This window comes from Reticulibacter mediterranei (assembly GCF_016587455.1).
Genome location: NZ_BNJK01000001.1, coordinates 6,408,481 through 6,427,226, shown reverse-complemented (window position 1 = coordinate 6,427,226; position 18,746 = coordinate 6,408,481). Strand labels below are relative to the sequence as shown.

At 52.7% G+C, this 18,746-nt stretch carries 13 protein-coding genes; 7 read left to right on the top strand and 6 right to left on the bottom strand.

The window, feature by feature from the left end:
- Positions 1–79 precede the first annotated feature (79 nt).
- From K3T83_RS27845 to K3T83_RS27835, 3 genes are all read right to left on the bottom strand, one after another.
- Positions 80–814 carry an FAM151A/B family protein gene (locus K3T83_RS27845; protein ID WP_220206181.1) on the bottom strand — a complete coding sequence of 245 codons (735 nt, stop codon included), beginning with the start codon at positions 812–814 and terminating at the stop codon, positions 80–82.
- A 7-nt stretch (positions 815–821) separates the two neighbouring features.
- The gene (locus K3T83_RS27840; RefSeq protein WP_220206180.1) at positions 822–2,066 is read right to left on the bottom strand and encodes an MFS transporter; all 1,245 of its coding nucleotides are present in this window, start codon (positions 2,064–2,066) and stop codon (positions 822–824) included.
- Between the two features lie 401 nt (positions 2,067–2,467).
- The gene (locus K3T83_RS27835) at positions 2,468–3,721 is read right to left on the bottom strand and encodes an ATP-binding protein (protein WP_220206179.1); all 1,254 of its coding nucleotides are present in this window, start codon (positions 3,719–3,721) and stop codon (positions 2,468–2,470) included.
- A gap of 290 nt (positions 3,722–4,011) precedes the next feature.
- On the opposite strand from K3T83_RS27835, the gene K3T83_RS27830 reads away from it, so the two are divergent.
- The 4 genes from K3T83_RS27830 (at position 4,012) to K3T83_RS27815 (ending at position 9,534) form a co-directional block, all read left to right on the top strand.
- Positions 4,012–4,848 (top strand): class I fructose-bisphosphate aldolase, encoded by an 837-nt coding sequence (locus tag K3T83_RS27830; RefSeq protein WP_220206178.1) that lies wholly within the window; start codon positions 4,012–4,014, stop codon positions 4,846–4,848.
- 5 nt (positions 4,849–4,853) lie between these two features.
- Entirely contained in the window at positions 4,854–6,020 is a 1,167-nt protein-coding gene (locus K3T83_RS27825) for a Gfo/Idh/MocA family protein (protein WP_220206177.1), read from the top strand.
- Between the two features lie 63 nt (positions 6,021–6,083).
- The gene (locus K3T83_RS27820) at positions 6,084–6,608 is read left to right on the top strand and encodes a D-lyxose/D-mannose family sugar isomerase (protein WP_373324618.1); all 525 of its coding nucleotides are present in this window, start codon (positions 6,084–6,086) and stop codon (positions 6,606–6,608) included.
- A 109-nt stretch (positions 6,609–6,717) separates the two neighbouring features.
- A complete protein-coding gene (locus K3T83_RS27815; RefSeq protein ID WP_220206175.1) occupies positions 6,718–9,534 on the top strand; it encodes a tetratricopeptide repeat protein in 2,817 nt (938 codons plus the stop codon).
- 16 nt (positions 9,535–9,550) lie between these two features.
- On the opposite strand, the gene K3T83_RS27810 is transcribed toward K3T83_RS27815, so the two are convergent.
- On the bottom strand, positions 9,551–10,804 hold the full coding sequence (locus tag K3T83_RS27810) for a multidrug effflux MFS transporter (protein WP_220206174.1): 1,254 nt from the start codon (positions 10,802–10,804) through the stop codon (positions 9,551–9,553).
- A gap of 180 nt (positions 10,805–10,984) precedes the next feature.
- Here K3T83_RS27810 and K3T83_RS27805 point away from each other — a divergent pair, with 180 nt between their 5' ends.
- From K3T83_RS27805 to K3T83_RS27795, 3 genes are all read left to right on the top strand, one after another.
- The gene (locus K3T83_RS27805) at positions 10,985–11,881 is read left to right on the top strand and encodes a LysR family transcriptional regulator (protein WP_220206173.1); all 897 of its coding nucleotides are present in this window, start codon (positions 10,985–10,987) and stop codon (positions 11,879–11,881) included.
- Between the two features lie 198 nt (positions 11,882–12,079).
- Complete coding sequence (gene atpD, locus K3T83_RS27800; RefSeq protein WP_220206172.1) at positions 12,080–13,492, top strand: F0F1 ATP synthase subunit beta; 1,413 nt, start codon at positions 12,080–12,082, stop codon at positions 13,490–13,492.
- A 397-nt stretch (positions 13,493–13,889) separates the two neighbouring features.
- On the top strand, positions 13,890–15,023 hold the full coding sequence (locus K3T83_RS27795; protein WP_220206171.1) for a glutathione-independent formaldehyde dehydrogenase: 1,134 nt from the start codon (positions 13,890–13,892) through the stop codon (positions 15,021–15,023).
- 689 nt (positions 15,024–15,712) lie between these two features.
- On the opposite strand, the gene K3T83_RS27790 is transcribed toward K3T83_RS27795, so the two are convergent.
- Both K3T83_RS27790 and glpK read right to left on the bottom strand, forming a co-directional pair.
- On the bottom strand, positions 15,713–16,603 hold the full coding sequence (locus K3T83_RS27790; RefSeq protein WP_220206170.1) for an MIP/aquaporin family protein: 891 nt from the start codon (positions 16,601–16,603) through the stop codon (positions 15,713–15,715).
- A gap of 138 nt (positions 16,604–16,741) precedes the next feature.
- Positions 16,742–18,247 (bottom strand): glycerol kinase GlpK, encoded by a 1,506-nt coding sequence (glpK, locus tag K3T83_RS27785; RefSeq protein WP_220206169.1) that lies wholly within the window; start codon positions 18,245–18,247, stop codon positions 16,742–16,744.
- Positions 18,248–18,746: the final 499 nt, after the last annotated feature.

Sequence of the window (18,746 nt, the reverse complement as noted above, 5' to 3'; positions counted from 1 at the left end):
ATATCTCATTAAAACTGAAAAATCCTGATTTGATGAGCATGAGAAATAACAAGCTTTCATGCTCATCAAGATACTACAGTCACCAACCCCTGATAGGATTCTTTACATGATCGGACAGATCGTACAACGTGCGGGTAGGATCGGTGTTTTCGCGCATCCAGACCAGCAACTCTTGCTCCACTGGCTCTGCATTCCAGATCGTCAATGAGTATCCTTCCGATTGCAAGAGGCGAGCGAGATGACGCCAGGAAGCAGTCAGCAAGCTCGCCCTCACCGCAAAAGTCGCTTGCTGCACACCGCGACATAGCTCCAATGCTTCATCGATATGCTCGCCTGTATAGGCCGCGTCGGGGCCAGATGTGGTGGTCCAGCCAAGTGACACAATGCCCTGGGGATAGAGCTTACGGCAAAGAGCCAGGAAACCAACGGCACTAAACTTTGGCCGATAGCCACCACCTCCCTGAAAGATATCCGCATTTAGTAAAACTGGCTGCGATAGATTCAATTCCTTCAATTTTACCAAACAGGGAATGACTATTTCTGCGTCCTTGAAATCCAGCTTTATCCCCTGCTTGGAGGACGCCACCGCCTCCACCAGCTCGTCGAAGCTCAGGTCGCTATCGTTGACGGGCGGATGAGCTGCGACGGCATCGCCACGCGGAGAAATGCAAATATCCGCCTCAAGCACCATCGTCTCCGGGTCATTTAGGAAACGCTTGAGTCTGGCCTTGCTATTGACCGCGTGCGCCCAGGTCACATCGCCGAGTCTGTCGATAGGATAATGCTCACGTAGATAAGATATCAATGTATTCATGAGCCTATTATATCTCAAGCGATGCACGGCGCACGCGCCTATTGAGCGTGGTCGTGATCGCCAGCATGATCAGCCACGCTCCCAGAATGAGCGCGCCCCATTTCGCACCCACCGTCTGAACCAGAACACCTCCCACGATGGCTCCCAACGATTGAGCGCCCTGCGTTACCAGTTGTACGGTGCTGGCAGCCCGACCGCGCATCGTATCCGGCGTTGCAACCTGTCTATATGTGTTCAAAGCAACCGTGTAGATGGGAGCGATAAACTCTTCAGCAATGGCGATGAGGGCCATGACGAAAATGTTCGGAGCAAGCGCGTAGAAGGGAAAGACCAGCGCTTCAAGCCAGAGCATGCTGACCGCAATCATGCCAAAGCTTAACAACCTCCGCACACGATTACTGACCAGATTGCCACCAAGCGCTCCCACTGCCGCCGCCGTAAAGATTGCACCAATCTCTCCCGCCGACGCGTGTAGCTCCTTCGCAAGCACGAGAATCACCAGATAGCCAGCTCCATAACGCAAACTATCAGCGCCATCAAGAATGGTGAGAAATCGCAAGACGGGCTGCTTCCAAAGCCAGGTAAAGCCCTCTGAGATAGCACTATAGAGCGATTGGCGAGTCGTTTCTTCCCTGGCCGTTTGAAAATTGCCACGAATAAGGCCCAGCGACAGTACCGATACAGCGAACGAAACAGCATTCGCCAGAAATGGCAACACAGCCCCGATGCTATACAACACGCCGCTGACCAGTGAACCACACACACGAATAACCGTATATGCCGATTGCGATTGTGCAAGGGCTGTTGGTAGCTGTTCTTGAGATACCACGTTGGGTAAAGCAGCGGTGTTTGCGACGCTAAAAACCGTGCCAAAAATACCGGCGATTGCAACAACAATGTATATCTGGGGCATCGTCAAGAGGTGCAGCCAGAAAGCGAGCGGGACCGTAAACGTCGCGAGCGCTCGACCAGCATCACAGATCAGCATTGTTGCTTTGCGATTCCACCTGTCCACCAGCGCACCAGCAATCGGGCTGACGACAATGATCGCGCCAGTATTCAAACCAACGGCAATGCCCGCCTGCACTGCCGATCCTGTGAGCAACAACACCAGCAACGGCAGCGCCATAAACTGTTGCTGGTTTCCGATATACGAAACGATCTGGCCGCCTTGCAACAGCAGGTAATCGCGATTCCGCCAGAGCGGTTGCATTACCTGCGTTTCAACGACTGGCTTCGATGTAGATTTCATTACAAGCTCCATTCTCATTCATTTGAACATGCAAAAGAGACCGAGGCGACATGTATCCCGCCCGGAAGCTTGTAAGAAAGGAACGATGGAGACAAAAAGAAAAGCCGCGAGCGAGATCACCTGTATCGCCCACAGCCTGTCGGTTCGACGTTCTGCGCTGTGCTCTCAAGCTTTTGTATCAGCGCATTTTCTCTGAAAGAAGATCCGAAAAAAAACATAGTACGGCCCTGGGCAACGTGTACAACGCCTTGACACGTGCCTGGACGAGCGCAAAACCTTCACCGTGCGGTACGTTTCGTCGTCTCGATACCATACAATTTCCTTCCAGATCTACAAGTAGTGGTCGCCTTCGCTTCATAGTAAAGGACTTGTAGCAAAGATACCATCTGCCGTTTATGATGTCAATGGCTTTGCGTCTGGATGCTAACAGCGAGCGGCAACTCCACAAAGAAGCTGCTGCCTTTCCCCTCTTCTGATTCACACCAGATGCGCCCATTGTGCCGTTCAACAAGATCTTTCACAATTGCCAGTCCCAGCCCCAATCCCTGCGTTCTGGACGACTCGGCTTCAGGCGCACGATAGAACATCTCAAAGATGCGCTCTACCTGCTCTCGCGACATCCCACGCCCATGATCGCGCACTTCAAACAATACGTGATCCCCCTCCAGCCTGATAGCCACCTCGATGGGGGCAGGAGCCGATGAGTACTTCACAGCATTGCCAATAAGATTGCTCATGATCTGGGTTACTCTCTGACCATCAACCAGCAATTCGACTGGCGCAGGCGGCAGCGACAGCCGTATCTCTCTTCCCGACACGAGGCGCTGATCCTCAACCACACTCTGACAGATTTTATTGATATCTTCCATCTGCTTATTCAGCGTCACTTTGCCCACCTGGATGCGGCTGACATCCAACAGCTCATCGATCAGGCCGGTCAAACGTCTGGTCTGCCCATCGATGCTCTCCAACGTCGGCTTGACCTTCGCCACCTCCACAACGGGTTCTTTCCACTTCGTCAAACGGCGCTGCAACAATTGCGATTGCCCCAGAATAGTCGTCACCGGCGTCTTTAGCTCATGCGAAGTAATGGAGAGGAAGCGATCCTTCATCTGATTTGCCTCCTCCAACCTCCGGTTCACCTCCGCTAGCTGCTGATTAGTATCTTCAAGCTCATCAGCATATTCCTGCAAATGCTGGCCCACAACCTGCGCGCGCCGCCTGCTACGATCCAGTTGTGAGGTGATGACGGCAACACCTAACCCCGCAACTATATAGGGCAATTGCTGTATGACGTTCGGCCAGCGAACCATATTCAGCCTATCAGCAGGAAGACTGAAAAGGAGATCAAGGGAGATCAGGCCAAGTACCATCATGAGTAAGGTAGGACCGACTCCCCAGATTAACGCCACTACTACTACAACCAGCATCCAGACCGAAGAATGATAGGCAAAGTCCGGCACCACCTGCCTGATTGCCAGCGTCAGCAAGAGCATGATAGCAAGCAAGGGAAACACACAAATATAGCCGACAAGCGGCTGACGCCATTTTTGCCACCTATCCTGCTCTGCAATGCTATCTTCCGGGGACTGATGTTCCACGTCTCTCTGATGCATCCCATTCATATAATCTTTATCGGTCTGTGGAGTTTGCATCGTATTTTCTCTCCTCGCACGAAAGCTCTTTCTTGCCTTTTCTACACCCAACGAGATGAAGCATTTCTTTTACTGATGGATATGTTTTTACAGCCTTTATAGCAATAATGTATCATACACAGAGATATGAATCAACATAGCCCATCTATAATTTCACTTTTTCTCTGTATTTGTATGTACTTCCAGAAGAAGTCAGGTTGGAGCAAAAACAAGTGACGATATATCTATATCTTGCGATCTTTCCTTTCCAGGTACTATAGTTACATCAGGATTACGAAAGGAATATCACTATGAATATCACTCCCCGTTTACGTCGTTTATTCGCCGCTGATGGGCGCTGCTTCGATGTCGCCATCGATCATGGCTTTTTTAACGAGCGCTCATTCCTCGCTGGCATTGAAGATATGCGCAAAGCTATTCCAACTGTCGTCGCCGCCAATCCCGATGCGATCCAGCTCAGTACCGGACTGGCTCCCATTCTACAAGACCAGCCAGGCAAAGAGAAGCCATCACTGGTGCTGCGTACCGATGCCGCCAACGTCTATGGCAAAACGCTGCCACGCTTCCTGTTCAGTCGTCTGATCGAGAACGCGGTCGAGCAGGCGGTGGCGTTGGATGCCGCTTGCGTTGTGATCAATCTGCTGCTGTTGCCGGATCAGCCCGAACTTTATGCGCAGTGCGTCGAAAATATCTGTCGCCTGAAGCCGCAATGCACCCGCTACGGCATGCCCTTGATGATCGAACCGCTGGTGATGCAAGAGAACGCGAAGGCTGGCGGCTACATGGTCGATGGCGATATCGACAAAATTCTGCCCCTCGTACGCCAGGCCGTCGAACTGGGGGCCGACGTTATTAAAGCTGATCCTTGCGATGATGCCAGCCAGTATCATCAGGTGATCGAGATTGCAGCCGGTTGTCCCGTCCTGGTACGAGGCGGCGGCAAAGCATCAGAAGAGGAAATCCTCACCCGCACACACGAGGTGATGCATCAGGGCGCGGCAGGCATCGTCTATGGGCGCAACGTGATCCAGCATCCACGACCGGCAAGCATGGTGAAAGCGTTGATGCACATCGTCCACCACGACGCAACTCCTGAGCAGGCTCTACACATACTGAAAGAAGGGTAAGGTCCATGCAAAAACGCGAAGTGAAATTTGGCATTATCGGCTGCGGCCTGATGGGACGAGAGTTTGCCAGTGCGGTTGCGCGCTGGTGCCACCTGCTGGATCAGGATGTCATCCCACGTATCGTGGGCGTTTGCGATGCCAACACCACCATGCTCAGTTGGTTTCAGGAAAACATCCCAACCATCCAGATCGCTACGCAAGATTATCATGATTTGCTCGCCAGCCCGGATATAGACGCCATCTATTGTGCCGTCCCGCATAATCTGCATGAGCGGCTATACATCGATATCATCCAGGCGGGAAAGCACTTGCTTGGTGAAAAGCCGTTCGGAATTGACCAGGCAGCCAATCGTCAGATTATGCAAGCGGTCCAGGCACATCCTGAATTACTGGTGCGCTGCTCCTCTGAGATGCCCTTCTTCCCAGCAGCGCAAAAGATCTACGAATTTATCCGTGAACAGCGCTTCGGCACTATTATCGAGGCGCAGGCAGGCTTTTTGCATAGTAGCGACCTTGACCCGAACAAGCCGATCAACTGGAAACGGCGTATCGCCACCAACGGCGAGTATGGCTGCATGGGCGATCTTGGCATGCACGTCCTACATATTCCCTTGCGCTCTGGCTGGTTTCCTGCGAACGTACGGGCGCTGCTCTCAAATATCGTCACCGAACGGCCCGGACCCGATGGCAATATGGTTGCCTGTGAGACATGGGACAACGCCATTCTTGCCTGCGAGGTCCAGACCCGCGAGCAGCACTTCCCGATGCTGCTAGAGACCAAACGCATTGCTCCGGGGGAAACCAACACCTGGTACATCCGTATCCTGGGAACAAAGTTTTCGGCCGAGTTCAGCACGAAATACCCCAAAACGCTGCGAACAATGGCCTATAGTGGAGGCTCGCAACACTGGCAAGTGGAGGATCTCGGCTCCGTCTCGGCCTATCCCTCCATCACGGGTGGCATCTTCGAGTTCGGTTTCTCCGATTCGATCCTGCAAATGTGGGCCACGTTCTGCGACGAGCTTGTCCATCGCGACGCTATGCGCCAGCCTTTCCATTGCGTCACGCCCGAAGAAACGGCCCAGAGCCACCTTTTATTTACTGCCGCCCTGCAATCACAGCGCGAGCAGCAGGTGGTAATGTTGCCACCTCTTCCCCAGACGAAGCTTTAATCATTATCGAGTTATTTTGTTCAACTTATGAAAGAAGGTGCAAAGATGCTGACACAGGAACAGATTACCGCCGCACAGACGCGAGCAAACGACTATTTGCAACGTGCAGGTATCGTGTTGACGCCGCAAGAGGTTGGCAAGATCGAGGTTGCCGATCTTGGTCTGAGCGAACTGGAAAAGACGGGACTCTGCCTGGTTATTTACATCAATACCGATCGTTATTGCGCCAAAGAGCTGATCCTCTTTCCTCGTCAGACCTGCCCGGAACATCGCCACCCACCCATCGGCAACGATCCGGGCAAAGAGGAGACCTTCCGCTGCCGTCAGGGAACCGTCTATCTCTATGTGGAAGGCGAGCCAGCAGCCAATCTTTCGGCACAGCCTCCAGCAGGCAGCGAAAACTACTATACAGTCAGACATGAGATCGAACTGCATCCGGGCGAGCAATATACCATTCCCCCGAATACGCTGCACTGGTTCCAGGCAGGCAATGAAGGGGCGATTGTGTCGGAGTTCTCATCGACCAGCCGCGACGAGTTTGATATCTTCACCGATCCGCGCATTCGCCGCGCCACCGTTGTCGAATAGGCGCTGATCACTGTCCTGTTGCGATGATGGCTGAGTGGTGAGATAATAGCCGCAAAGAGAGAAACGACGGCCATCATCGCAACAGAGCACACAAGAGGATCAGGGGCAAATGGAATCCGCGCAACCACCACTATACCCTCATTACTTGCCTGCACAACTCACCGCCACAATTGGCAGGTCCCAGGAGATAGCAACCATTGCCACGCAGTTGCTCCGCCCGGATCGCCGCCTGCTCACGCTCACCGGACCGGGCGGTGTTGGCAAGACGCGCCTCGCATTGGAGGCTGCCCTGGGACTTCTCAAGCACTTTCACGATGGCGTCTTCTTTGTCTCACTGGCCCCTCTGCGCGATCCAGTGCTGGTTATCCCTGCCATTGCTCAGGCACTACACATCGAAGAAGTACCTCATCAACCGCTTCTTGCACGGCTCTGCGAGTATCTGCACGAGAAACATTTGCTGCTCATCCTCGACAACTTTGAGCATGTGCTGACGGCAGGCAATCAGATTAGCGAACTACTGGCAAACGCTCCACATCTCCACGTGCTGGCGACCAGTCGAGAGGTGCTTCACATCTACGGCGAGTACGAGCTGACCATCCATCCTCTAGAGGTGCCGGACCTCTCAGTCTCTTCCTCTGAACAGAACATCGCCTCGTTTGCGGCAGTCACCTTATTCGTAGAACGCGCACAGTCCGTCAAACCTGGTTTCACCCTGACGCCCGAAAACATGCAGACCATTGCGCAGATTTGCACACAGCTCGATGGACTTCCTCTAGCTATCGAGCTTGCAGCTGCACGCGTAAAGCTGCTCCCACCACAGGCAATCTTGAGCCGCCTGCATAGCAGACTCAGCCTGCTTACTGGCGGCGCACGCAATTTGCCGGCACGTCAACAAACACTACGCAACACGCTCGATTGGAGCTACGATCTGCTGACCGAAGCCGAACAACGCATGTTTCGTCGCCTGGGCGTCTTTGTTGGTCAATGGACGCTGGAAGCTGCGGAGGCTATCAACAAAGATGCCGAAATAGAGCCATTCGACCTGCTCTCCTCGCTGGTCGATAAAAGCCTGATCCGGCCCGTTGAGGAGAACACTGGAGAACTGCGCTTCATGCTGCTAGAAACAATTCGGGAGTACGCGCTGGATCGATTGGATGCTCAGAACGAATGCGAGGCTGTCCAGCGGCGACATGCACAATACTATATTCATCTGGCAGAGCGCGCAGAACGTTACCTGCAAGGCGTCGATCAACATCGCTGGTTGCGACGGCTTGACCGTGAATCTGCAAACCTGTGGACAGCACTGCATTGGACGATAGAGCGAAAAGAGATTGTACTGGGCCTGCGTCTGGCCGGCGCGCTGGTTGGATATACGCAATATCGCCGCCTGCTCAATGAAGGCCGTAACTGGTTTGAAGAGCTACTCGCCAGCGACAAATCTATTCCGTCAGAAGCTCAGGAGGCCAGAAACAAAGTTCTTTATGGAGCAGGAATTATCGCCAGTTCGCGCCACGAATTAACGCTTGCCCAAGAACGATTGACAGAAAGCGCGCTCTTTGCCGCCACCATCGAGAAGCCGATTATTCAGGCGCTCTCCTATGGCATGCTGGCCCAGCTTGAGCTACATCAGGGCAATTATGATCACGCCTGGCAACATGCGGAAAAGGGAATGCAAGCGCTGGAAGGGAACGAGGATCGCTGGTGCCGCGGCATCCTGCACAATATTTGCGGTAAAGTGTTGAATAAACAGGGCAAGGTTCGGCAGTCACGCACTCGTCATCACATCAGCCTGATGCTCCTGCGTGAAAGTGGCGACCTCTTCAGTCAGGCCGACGTGCTGGTCAATCTGGGCAGCACGATGCGGCTACAAGGGCGTCTGCGCTCAGCCCAGATCTTCTATCAGCATAGCCTTCAGCTTTTTCAAGAGATCGGCGACCGCTGGAACAGAACAACCTGCCTGAACTGCATCGGCGATATTCTGCGTCTGGAGGGCAACTATGGCGAGGCCCAGACCACCTTTCAAGAGAGCCTCTCCCTGGCAACCACGCTGGGCTATAAGCAGGAGAAGGCTAATGCGCTCACCGGGCTGGGACAGGTCGCTATTTGCCGGGGAGATATGACGACCGCCGCTCGTTATCTCAAAGAGAGCCTGCGCCTGACTCGCGAAATGGGGCACACGCCCGGTATCGCGCTCCTGTTGTTGGGGCTTGGCGACCTCGAACGGCTCCGCGACTCGCTGCCAAAGGCTATCGACTACTACGAACAATGCCTCTCTCTGGCGCGTGCATCAGGCGACCGGCTTACAATGGCGGGAGCGCTCTTTGGTCTTGGCGATAGCGCTCGTCGGCAATCGCAGCTTGAGCGTGCCATCCTGCTGCTCAAGCAAAGCATTCATCTCTGCTGGGAACTGGAAGATAAGTTGGGCCTGACGATAGCGCTTGAGGCATTCGCCAGTCTGTGCCAACAGGCCGGTCTGCCCGAACGCTCCGTACAGTTTTTTGGCGCGGTCGGCGCTCTTCACGATACCCTACAGGTTCCTCGCACTCCGGCACAGGAAGCAGCCTACGAACAGGAAATAGCCACATTGCGAACGGAGCTAAACGAGACAGCCTTTCAAGAAAACTGGGGATCTGGCTGGTCAATGGCCCTCCATCTCGTGCTAGCTCTGATCGCCACGATCCGCCTACCAGCACAATCTGCACACAATCAGCAATCACGCCCACCAGCATATCCCGCCGGACTAACAGCGCGAGAAGTGGAGGTGTTGCGGCTGGTGGCGGCTGGAATGACCGATGCGCGAATTGCCGAAACGCTGATTCTCAGTCCGCGCACCGTCAACACCCACCTCCGCTCCATTTACGCCAAATTAGGTGTCTCCTCCCGCAGCGCCGCTACCCGCTTTGCCATCACGCAACATCTTGCCTGATTGGATCGATGATTCGCTACCCAACTTGCGACACACGAGCAGGGCGGCAGAGCACCAGGAACGTAACAAGCGTGGCAATGGCAAATGCAGCCATCACAGCAGCCATCGGCAGTGCGGATGCTGTACCACCGAGACCAACCAGCGGTGCGGTGATAGCACCGAGGGCAAGTTGCAACACACCTAACAATGCCGATGCACTCCCAGCCGCTTTCGTATCGCTGAGTGCCAGCGTCGTGATATTTGGCATAATGAAACCCAGGCTGCCCGTGATTACAAAAGCCGAAGCCAACACCCCAACAAGGCCAATACCACTCAGTACAACCACCAGCAGGGCAACCCCACCAATGGCGATAGCAGCCATTCCCCATGCCAATAGTTTTTGTGGCGCTATCCGACCTACAAGCCTGCCGCTGACCTGACTCATAATGACTAATCCGAGAGCGTTGATGCCGAACAGCAAGCCGAAGATCTGGGGTGAGACACCGTAGATGTTTTGTAGCACGAACGGCGACACAGAGATGTAGACAATACACGCGGCAAAGGCGAAACCGCTTGAGAGTGCATAGCCGATAAAGCGACGGTCCAGCAACAGATCACGGAAAGCTCCTAACGTGGCAACCAGACCTCCGCTCTGGCGGCGCTGCATCGGCAATGTCTCTCCTAATCCGAACGCCGAGGCCAGCAGCATGAACACCCCGATGAGAGCCAGCGTTACAAAGACGCCATGCCAGGAAGTGATGACGAGCAACTGACTGCCAACAACCGGCGCAACGATAGGTGAGATGCCCTGCACCAGCATCAACAGAGCAAAGCAGCGAGCCAGAGCAACGCCAGAATAGAGATCGCTGGCGGTGGCAAGCGCTATCGCAAGGCCCGCAGCCCCGGCAAAACCCTGGACAAAACGCAAGATCGTCAGCGTTGCCACTGATGGCGCGAAAACACACAGCAGCGATGCCAGCACATAGGCCGCGATACCGATGAGCAAGGGCCGTCGCCGCCCAATAGCATCGCTGATCGGCCCCGCAATCACCTGCCCCAGCGCCAGCCCAAGAATACAGGCGCTCAAGGTAATCTGTGTCTGCGCCATCGTAGCTCCCAGATCACGGCTAATAGCGGGCAGCGAGGGGAGATACATATCGGTCGAGAGCGGCCCGAATGCGTTCAACCCTCCCAGAATCAACACGTGAATCAGTTTGACACGCGTGGATGTCTCCTTACTGCTTACAGGCACAGCCTGATCGCGCTGCTGCTCTAACGAAAAATCTTGCATGGGTATTCTATCTCCAATATACACACTATTTATAAATTCAATAATGACAAAGCTTTTCGGATATCGTCTTTGTTACCTGGAATGATGATTGCCTTCAATCTCTTCACTTGTCAGAAGTATACATGCTCGGCTATAATGAATGCAAATCATATTTGTCATAATCTTATGAGGGATCAACATATGAACTTCTCCCAACTGCAATGTTTCGTTGCGCTGGCCGAAATGGGCAGCTTTACAGAAGCGTCTTATGCGGTAAATATGACCCAATCGGCGGTCAGTCACGCGCTGGCGGCCCTCGAAAGCGAATTGGGGGTGACGCTACTAGAACGCAACCGCAAAGGTGTGGTTGCGCTGACCAGCACCGGTCAGCGGATCATGCCTCATGTGCGAGAACTGCTGGCACAGGCCGAAGCCATCGAACAGGAGGCAAAGGCTGCACATGGAGTCGCCGAAGGGAAGTTGCGCGTCGGAAGCATTCTCTCTCTCTGTCCGGGACTGCTCGCCAGCGTGCTAACGCGCTTTCAACAGCAATATCCCGAAATCGATGTGGTTCTCTTTGAAGGTACAATGGTTGAAGTGCATGAGTGGATTGGCAATAGCATTATCGATGTTGGATTTGTGGTTCATCCAGCAAAAGGCATGGAGAGCAAGCGCATCGCCAGCGATGAACTGTGCGCCATTGTTCCGCTCAACCACCGCCTGAACGCATACGATGCAGTCCCGCCCCACGAGCTGAACGAAGAAGATTTTGTGATGGCAAAGGCTGGTTGTTCATTTCAACTGATGGAAATGGCGGGGATCGATATCAGCAAGGCCAGGCCACGACTGCGTTATCAAGCCACCGATAGCGCCACAATCTTAGCGATGGTTCGCGAGGGGTTGGGCATCACGGTCCAGCCGCGTATGTTGTTGCCCCAGAAGCTAGAGGGTGTAGTGGCACTCCCGCTTGATCCACCACAACAATTAGAAATTGGTCTCGCCGTTAAGTCACAGGAAAAGGCATCTCCAGCCGCTCGCTTGTTCGTTCAGCAAACAATGGCCTGGACGCAAGAGCCGCAGCTTTCCCTCGCTCATTAGCTTTGTCAGGGGCGAATGGTTGAGTATCAGTCTCGCCCCTGGTAACAACCATCTACGTATTTTTACCTACCCTCAGCCTGTCTTCCTCGGCATCGTCAGCACCGCGCAAATACGTCATTCAAGTCATGTCCGTACTGCCCTTTTTTTGTACAGTAGGGGCAGAACAACAAGATATCACTCAGTATAGGAGTAATGTGAATGACAACAACAAAGACTGAGGTGAAAGGCAAGGTTGTACAGGTGCAGGGAGCGGTCGTGGATGTCGAATTTCCCAGCGATCAGCTTCCCGCCATCTATGAAGAGTTGCGATTACACATAGCGGATAGCAGCGCAGATCTCTCGCTGGAGGTCGAACAGCATATGGGCAACAACTGGACGCGCTGTATCGCAATGGGAGCAACCGATGGTTTACAACGCGGCACCGAAGTCACAGCACTGGGCAGACCGATCTCGGTTCCAGTTGGTCCTAAGACATTGGGGCGCATCTTCAATGTGCTTGGGCAAACCGTAGACAACAAAGAGCCAGTGACAGAGGCACCGCTCCACCCTATCCACAAGCCATCTCCCTCTATCGAAGACCAGCAGATTCAGGCTGAGATACTGGAAACCGGCTTGAAAATCATCGATCTGATCTGTCCCTTCATGAAGGGCGGAAAAGTTGGCACGTTTGGCGGCGCGGGCGTCGGGAAAACGGTCATCATCAAAGAGCTTATTCACAATATCGCGCACAATCACGGCGGCTACAGCATCTTTGCAGGCGTGGGCGAACGCACGCGCGAGGGCAACGATCTCTACGAAGAACTCATCGAACTTGATATCCTGCAACGGGTCGTCATGCTCTTCGGGCAGATGAATGAGCCTCCGGGCGCTCGCCTGCGCGTAGCACTGAGTGCGCTCACAATGGCCGAATACTTCCGCGACGAAGAGAACAAAGATGTACTGCTCTTCATCGACAATATCTTCCGCTTTACGCAGGCCGGTGCTGAGGTCTCGGCCCTGCTGGGACGTATGCCTTCGGCTGTTGGCTATCAGCCCAATCTGGCGGAAGAGATGGGCGAATTGCAGGAGCGCATCGCCTCGACAGGAAGAGGCTCGATCACTTCGTTGCAGGCCGTTTTCGTCCCCGCCGACGACTACACCGATCCGGCTCCTGCCACCACATTTGCCCATCTCGACTCAACGGTCGTGCTGGAGCGCTCCCTTTTCGAGCAAGCCCTCTTTCCGGCAGTTGATCCGCTCACCTCAACCAGCCGCCTGCTTGATCCTAAAGTGGTTGGCGTAGAACATTATCGCATCGCGCGCGAAGCACAGCGCGTCCTGCAACGTAATCGAGAGCTACAGGATATCATCGCCATCTTGGGCATTGATGAACTATCTGAAGAGGACAAAACGCTGGTCATGCGAGCACGCAAGCTTCAGCGCTTTCTGACTCAGCCTATGACAGTAGCCGAGATCTATACAGGCATCGAGGGCAAATATGTCTCGCGACAGGAGACGGTACGCGGGGTCAAAGAAATTCTCGAAGGACGCCACGACCGCATTCGTCTGGATCATTTCTATATGGCTGGCACCATCGATGAAGTAGTTGCGCGACACGAACAACACGCGTAACATCGCAATAAAAAGTGATGCGATTGTGAGAGTATATGTGATGCACTGACCGTATGCTACACATCCAGAGAGCAGGCCGTTGCATCGCTTATACTCTTACTATAAGCTGAACTACTATCCTCCATAATGCTCTTATAATCTACATTGATTCTTGCCTGAAAATATGGTATATAGTCCCTTGTGCGAAAGAGATAGCAATAAGATAACGCCCACAGAAAAAACTACACATCTCCAACATTGCAGTCAGAAAATGAACAGGGTACGTGTGTTTGTAAGAGATGCTAGCTCATCCTGTTATGAAGACAGGCATTCAACCAGATAACCGGCAATTTGTAGTGCGTTCTTGATAAGCAGTAACAGCTTTTTGACCCTGAGAAGACTAGCAAAGGAGCCAATCATGCGGGCTGTAGTTTATAAAGGACCGTTTAAAGTTGATGTCGAACAGGTTGCGGACCCCAAGATTCAGCATCCAAATGATGTCATTGTACGCATCACCTCCAGTTGTATCTGCGGCTCTGACCTGCATATGTACGAAGGGCGCACGGCGGCACAACCAGGCATCGTCTTTGGACACGAGAACATGGGCATTGTCGAGGAAGTAGGCCCTGGCGTCACCACGCTCCACAAGGGAGATCGGGTCGTCATGCCCTTTAATGTCGCCTGTGGCTTCTGTAAGAATTGCGAGCGCGGCTTTACAGGCTTCTGCCTCACTGTCAATCCAGGGTTCGCTGGTGGTGCCTATGGCTATGTAGCGATGGGACCATATCCGGGCGGTCAGGCTGAATATCTCCGTGTTCCCTATGCCGATTTTAATGCGCTAAAGTTGCCGCAGGGAAATGAGCATGAAGAAGATTTTGCCATGTTAGCCGATATCTTCCCCACCGGATATCATGGCACAGAGCTGGCTCAGGTCTCGCCAGGCGAATCGGTTGTAGTCTTTGGAGCCGGTCCTGTCGGCGCAATGGCTGCCTATAGCGCAATGATTCGTGGAGCCGCTGTCGTCTATGTCGTTGATCGCGTGGCCGAGCGCCTGCAAAAAGTGAAGGATATTGGAGCGATCCCCATCGATTTTAGCAAGGGCGATCCCGTCGAACAGATTCGTCAGATGCGCAACGGCGATGGCGTTGATAAGGGCGTCGATGCCGTCGGTTACCAGGCCGTCCAACCGGGCCAGGATAAAGAAGCGCCTTCCGTCGTGCTTGAAGCGCTCATTCAGGCCGTGAACCCGACAGGCATGCTTGGTATTCCGGGCCTCTATGTTCCATCCGATCCGGGCGGGGTTGATCCACATGCCAAACACGGACAAATCCTTCTCTCCTTTGGCAAACTCTTTGAGAAAGGTCTGCGCCTCGGCACCGGACAATGCAACGTGAAGCGCTACAATCGCTACCTGCGCGACATGATCATTGCAGGCAGAGCTAAACCCAGCTTTATCGTCTCCAATAACGTCTCGCTCAACGATGCGCCGATGGCCTACGACAAATTTGACAAGCGCATCGAGGGCTACACGAAGGTTATTCTCAAGCCATAACGTGCTGTTGAAACCAGCTCATGGGCGCAAACAGCTGGCTTTGCGATGGCTGAGCGTCATCACAAAGCCAGTTCTCTTTGCTGAAAGCTTATCATCTCATATCTGACTACATTTAAAGCTCAAGACGTGCAGGCTATTTTTCGGAATCCGGCAATACAGGAAGTGGTCTTTCCCATCGCATATACAAATTGCTCGCACAGATCGGGCAGGTCTTTTCTACCGGCAGCGGTACAGCCACACGAGCGATATAACGCCAGCCACCATCAAGATTCCTTTCCCATACAAGAGTACAATCTGGACACAAACAGCGTTCCCAATGGACGATCAACAGTTTAGCCTCCTTTTACAGGCATTGACAGACAAGCAGCTATACAATTCACGATCAAATACCTCACGCAACATTGCCGCGCCATACAAGCGGTTATATGAATCATAACCAGATACCACACTCACATTGCCACAGCATTGGGGAGGTTGCGCTGCTCAAACAGCGAGCAAGTACTTTCCTCGGAGAAATATCATTATACTAGTAATAATTTAGACAACGATAATTTGTCAAGCGTTCTATTACTTTAGCGCCACAATACAACCAGCTTTTCTATACCAAAAAACCACACGCCCGACATACTGCAAGTTATCAATACGTCGAGCGCGTGACTTCCTTTTAAAATCTCTTCTTGTTATTCCGATCAAGGTTCGCGAACCGATCTCCCATGCGTCTCAGTCGATGGAGAGATCTCTCGCACCGCTTCGCCTCTTGTTTCGATCTCTTGCGACGCCTGAACACGTCTGGCCTCTAGCACCTTCCCTATCGTGAAGTCGTAGATAAAAGCACCCACAACACCTCCAAGCAGCGGTGCAACAATGGGAATCCAGGTATAAGAGGTCAAACTTGCGCCACCGCTGACGATAGCGATCCAGAGGCGCGGACCAAAATCACGAGCCGGGTTGATGGCATATCCAGTATTCAAACCAAACGAGGCACCTATCGCCATAATCAATAAACCGATAATAAACGGGTTAAGATTGGCCTGAACAGGCTGATTACGAGCATCGACAATCGCGAAGATCAACCCGGTCAGCAGAGCAGTGCCAACAAACTCATCTCCGAAGGCTCCAAACGGGCCGACAAACTGCTTGGGGAGGGTATAGAACACATAGCCAGCCGCATCAGCCACATTCCTTGTGCCAATCGAGTGGACAATAGCTCCTCGATAGACAAAGTACAGGATTGCCGCTGCGACAAATGCGCCTAACACCTGGGCAATCATATAAGGGGCCACCTTACTCCAGGGAAATTTCCCTCGCGCGGCAAAGGCGAGCGTGACAGCAGGATTAATATGCGCTCCGCTGATCGCTCCTGCCACATATATGCCCAGCATGACCGCCAGTCCCCACCCTATTACGATAATAACCCATTCTTGGGCAAAGGGAACGGGACTAATACCTGTGAAGAGGCCAAAAGAGGCAACACAGCCATCACCAAAGAGGATCAGGACCATCGTTCCTAAAAATTCAGCGATACATTCTCCTCCGAGACCTGCAAGAGTTGAAGTTCTCTCTAATGCCTGATTTTCCATGATGTTTGCTCCATTTCAGTATCCGTAGACACAAGCCGAACAGATGTGAACGTCATCGCCCAGCACACAAACATACAAGAACGTTGAGATGACAGATAACGCTGATAAAATGGCGACACTTGCTTCGCTTGTCGCCCGTTATGGTTGTGCCCAATGCAGAGAGCGCTCAACGGCACGCTTCCAACCTGCATAGAGTTGCTCGCGCTGATCTTGCTTCATCTGTGGCTCAAACGTGCGATCAATTTGCCAATGTTCAGAAAGTTCTTGCTGGCTACTCCAGAAGCCCACAGCAAGACCTGCAAGATAGGCTGCTCCCAACGCAGTTGTTTCAGCAACCTTTGGCCTCTGCACTGGCACGCCCAGAATGTCGGCCTGGAATTGCATCAACAGATTGTTGACGACCGCACCTCCATCGACGCGTAAAGCTTTGAGATGGACATTACTATCTGCCGTCATTGCTTCCACCACTTCGCGCGTTTGATAACACATCGATTCCAGTGTTGCTCTCGCCACATGACTCATGTTTGAACCGCGTGTCAGGCCAATGATCGTACCACGCGCATAAGCATCCCAATAGGGTGCGCCCAATCCTACAAAGGCTGGCACCAGATAGACGCCGCCATTATCGGGAACAAGATTTGCCAGCGCTTCAACTTCGACACTATTTTTGATAGCCTGCAAGCCATCACGCAACCACTGCACGGCAGCTCCAGTAATAAAGATGCTGCCTTCCAGCGCATAGGTGATTTGCGGGTGGGCAGGATCTCCCAGACCCCAGGCAATGGTGGTCAGCAAGCCATTTTGTGATGGCACACCCTTCTCGCCCGTGTTCATCAACATGAAACTGCCCGTGCCATAGGTGTTCTTGGCAGTGCCCACCTCATAGCAGACCTGTCCGAACGTTGCCGCCTGCTGATCTCCGGCTGCTCCGGCAATGGGGATAGCAGCGCCAAAAAACTCCGGGTCCGCCTCGCCATAGACGCCGCTCGAAGGTTTCACGGTCGGCAACATCGAACGAGGGATACCCAGCTCCTGTAGAATGACATCATCCCATTGGCGCGTGTAGATGTTGAAGAGTAGCGTGCGCGAGGCGTTAGAATAGTCGGTGACATAGACACGCCCCTTTGTTAAACGCCAGATCAGGAAAGTATCGACGTTGCCAAAGAGCAGTTCACCTCGCTCTGCTTTCGCGCGGGCATCTGGGACGTTATCGAGAATCCACTTGACTTTCGTTCCCGAGAAATAAGCATCTGTCACCAGCCCTGTGCGCTCACGTATCTCTTTATCAAATCCTTTTGCTTTTAGCTCATCGCAGATCGGCACGGTGAGGCGGCTCTGCCAGACAATGGCATTATAAACGGGCTTCCCAGTAGCTTTCTCCCAGACAACCGCCGTCTCGCGCTGATTGGTAATGCCAATAGCTGCGATATCTGAAGCATTGACATTCCCATCCTTCAACACCTGGTGAGCAACGGAGAGCTGACTTGACCAGATCGCTTCAGGATCATGCTCAACGAAGCCTGGCTGCGGATAAATCTGAGGGAATTCTTGCTGAGCAGCCTGCGCTATAGAACCGTCGTGATCAAAGAGAATCGCACGAGAACTGGTAGTTCCCTGATCGAGACTTAAAATGAAACGCGCCATGAAGAACCTCCTCCTTGATGAGGGTTGAGCTACTTCATTAGAACTCAACTATTTCTATCTACAGCCAACAACTTACGAAGGATTATATCGCAAAATGCTAGAGGTATTTCAATTTTTGATTGCAGGCGTATTATATCATTTTGGGAAACTGGGCAACGACCATCGTCTGTTCATTATACTGGAGTTTTTTTAAACTCTACAATATAGATTTGCGTCAAATATCTTCTCAGCAAAATGTACACCCCCCCCTTGCTAAAACATTTCAGATTTATTACAATATTCTCATAGATAATCATTTGACTGCAATGTCTAACATTGTAGCCAAATGATCATAAAGGACGGCAGGGATATTGTATAGACATTTCACGTTTCGCAGCGAAACGTGATTTCCTTTTTTAGACGGATCTATCAGGAGGTTTGCATAGATGATCGAGCGCCTACATACCGAAAGATCTGCACATAGAAATACGCATATTTTTCAACGCTATAGAGCGTTACT

Coding starts and splice junctions, on each gene's coding strand:
- K3T83_RS27845 (WP_220206181.1), bottom strand. CDS start 814: ATGAATACATTGATATCTTATCTACGTGAGCATTATCCTATCGACAGA.
- K3T83_RS27840 (WP_220206180.1), bottom strand. CDS start 2,066: ATGAAATCTACATCGAAGCCAGTCGTTGAAACGCAGGTAATGCAACCG.
- K3T83_RS27835 (WP_220206179.1), bottom strand. CDS start 3,721: ATGCAAACTCCACAGACCGATAAAGATTATATGAATGGGATGCATCAG.
- K3T83_RS27830 (WP_220206178.1), top strand. CDS start 4,012: ATGAATATCACTCCCCGTTTACGTCGTTTATTCGCCGCTGATGGGCGC.
- K3T83_RS27825 (WP_220206177.1), top strand. CDS start 4,854: ATGCAAAAACGCGAAGTGAAATTTGGCATTATCGGCTGCGGCCTGATG.
- K3T83_RS27815 (WP_220206175.1), top strand. CDS start 6,718: ATGGAATCCGCGCAACCACCACTATACCCTCATTACTTGCCTGCACAA.
- K3T83_RS27810 (WP_220206174.1), bottom strand. CDS start 10,804: ATGCAAGATTTTTCGTTAGAGCAGCAGCGCGATCAGGCTGTGCCTGTA.
- K3T83_RS27805 (WP_220206173.1), top strand. CDS start 10,985: ATGAACTTCTCCCAACTGCAATGTTTCGTTGCGCTGGCCGAAATGGGC.
- atpD (WP_220206172.1), top strand. CDS start 12,080: ATGACAACAACAAAGACTGAGGTGAAAGGCAAGGTTGTACAGGTGCAG.
- K3T83_RS27795 (WP_220206171.1), top strand. CDS start 13,890: ATGCGGGCTGTAGTTTATAAAGGACCGTTTAAAGTTGATGTCGAACAG.
- K3T83_RS27790 (WP_220206170.1), bottom strand. CDS start 16,603: ATGGAAAATCAGGCATTAGAGAGAACTTCAACTCTTGCAGGTCTCGGA.
- glpK (WP_220206169.1), bottom strand. CDS start 18,247: ATGGCGCGTTTCATTTTAAGTCTCGATCAGGGAACTACCAGTTCTCGT.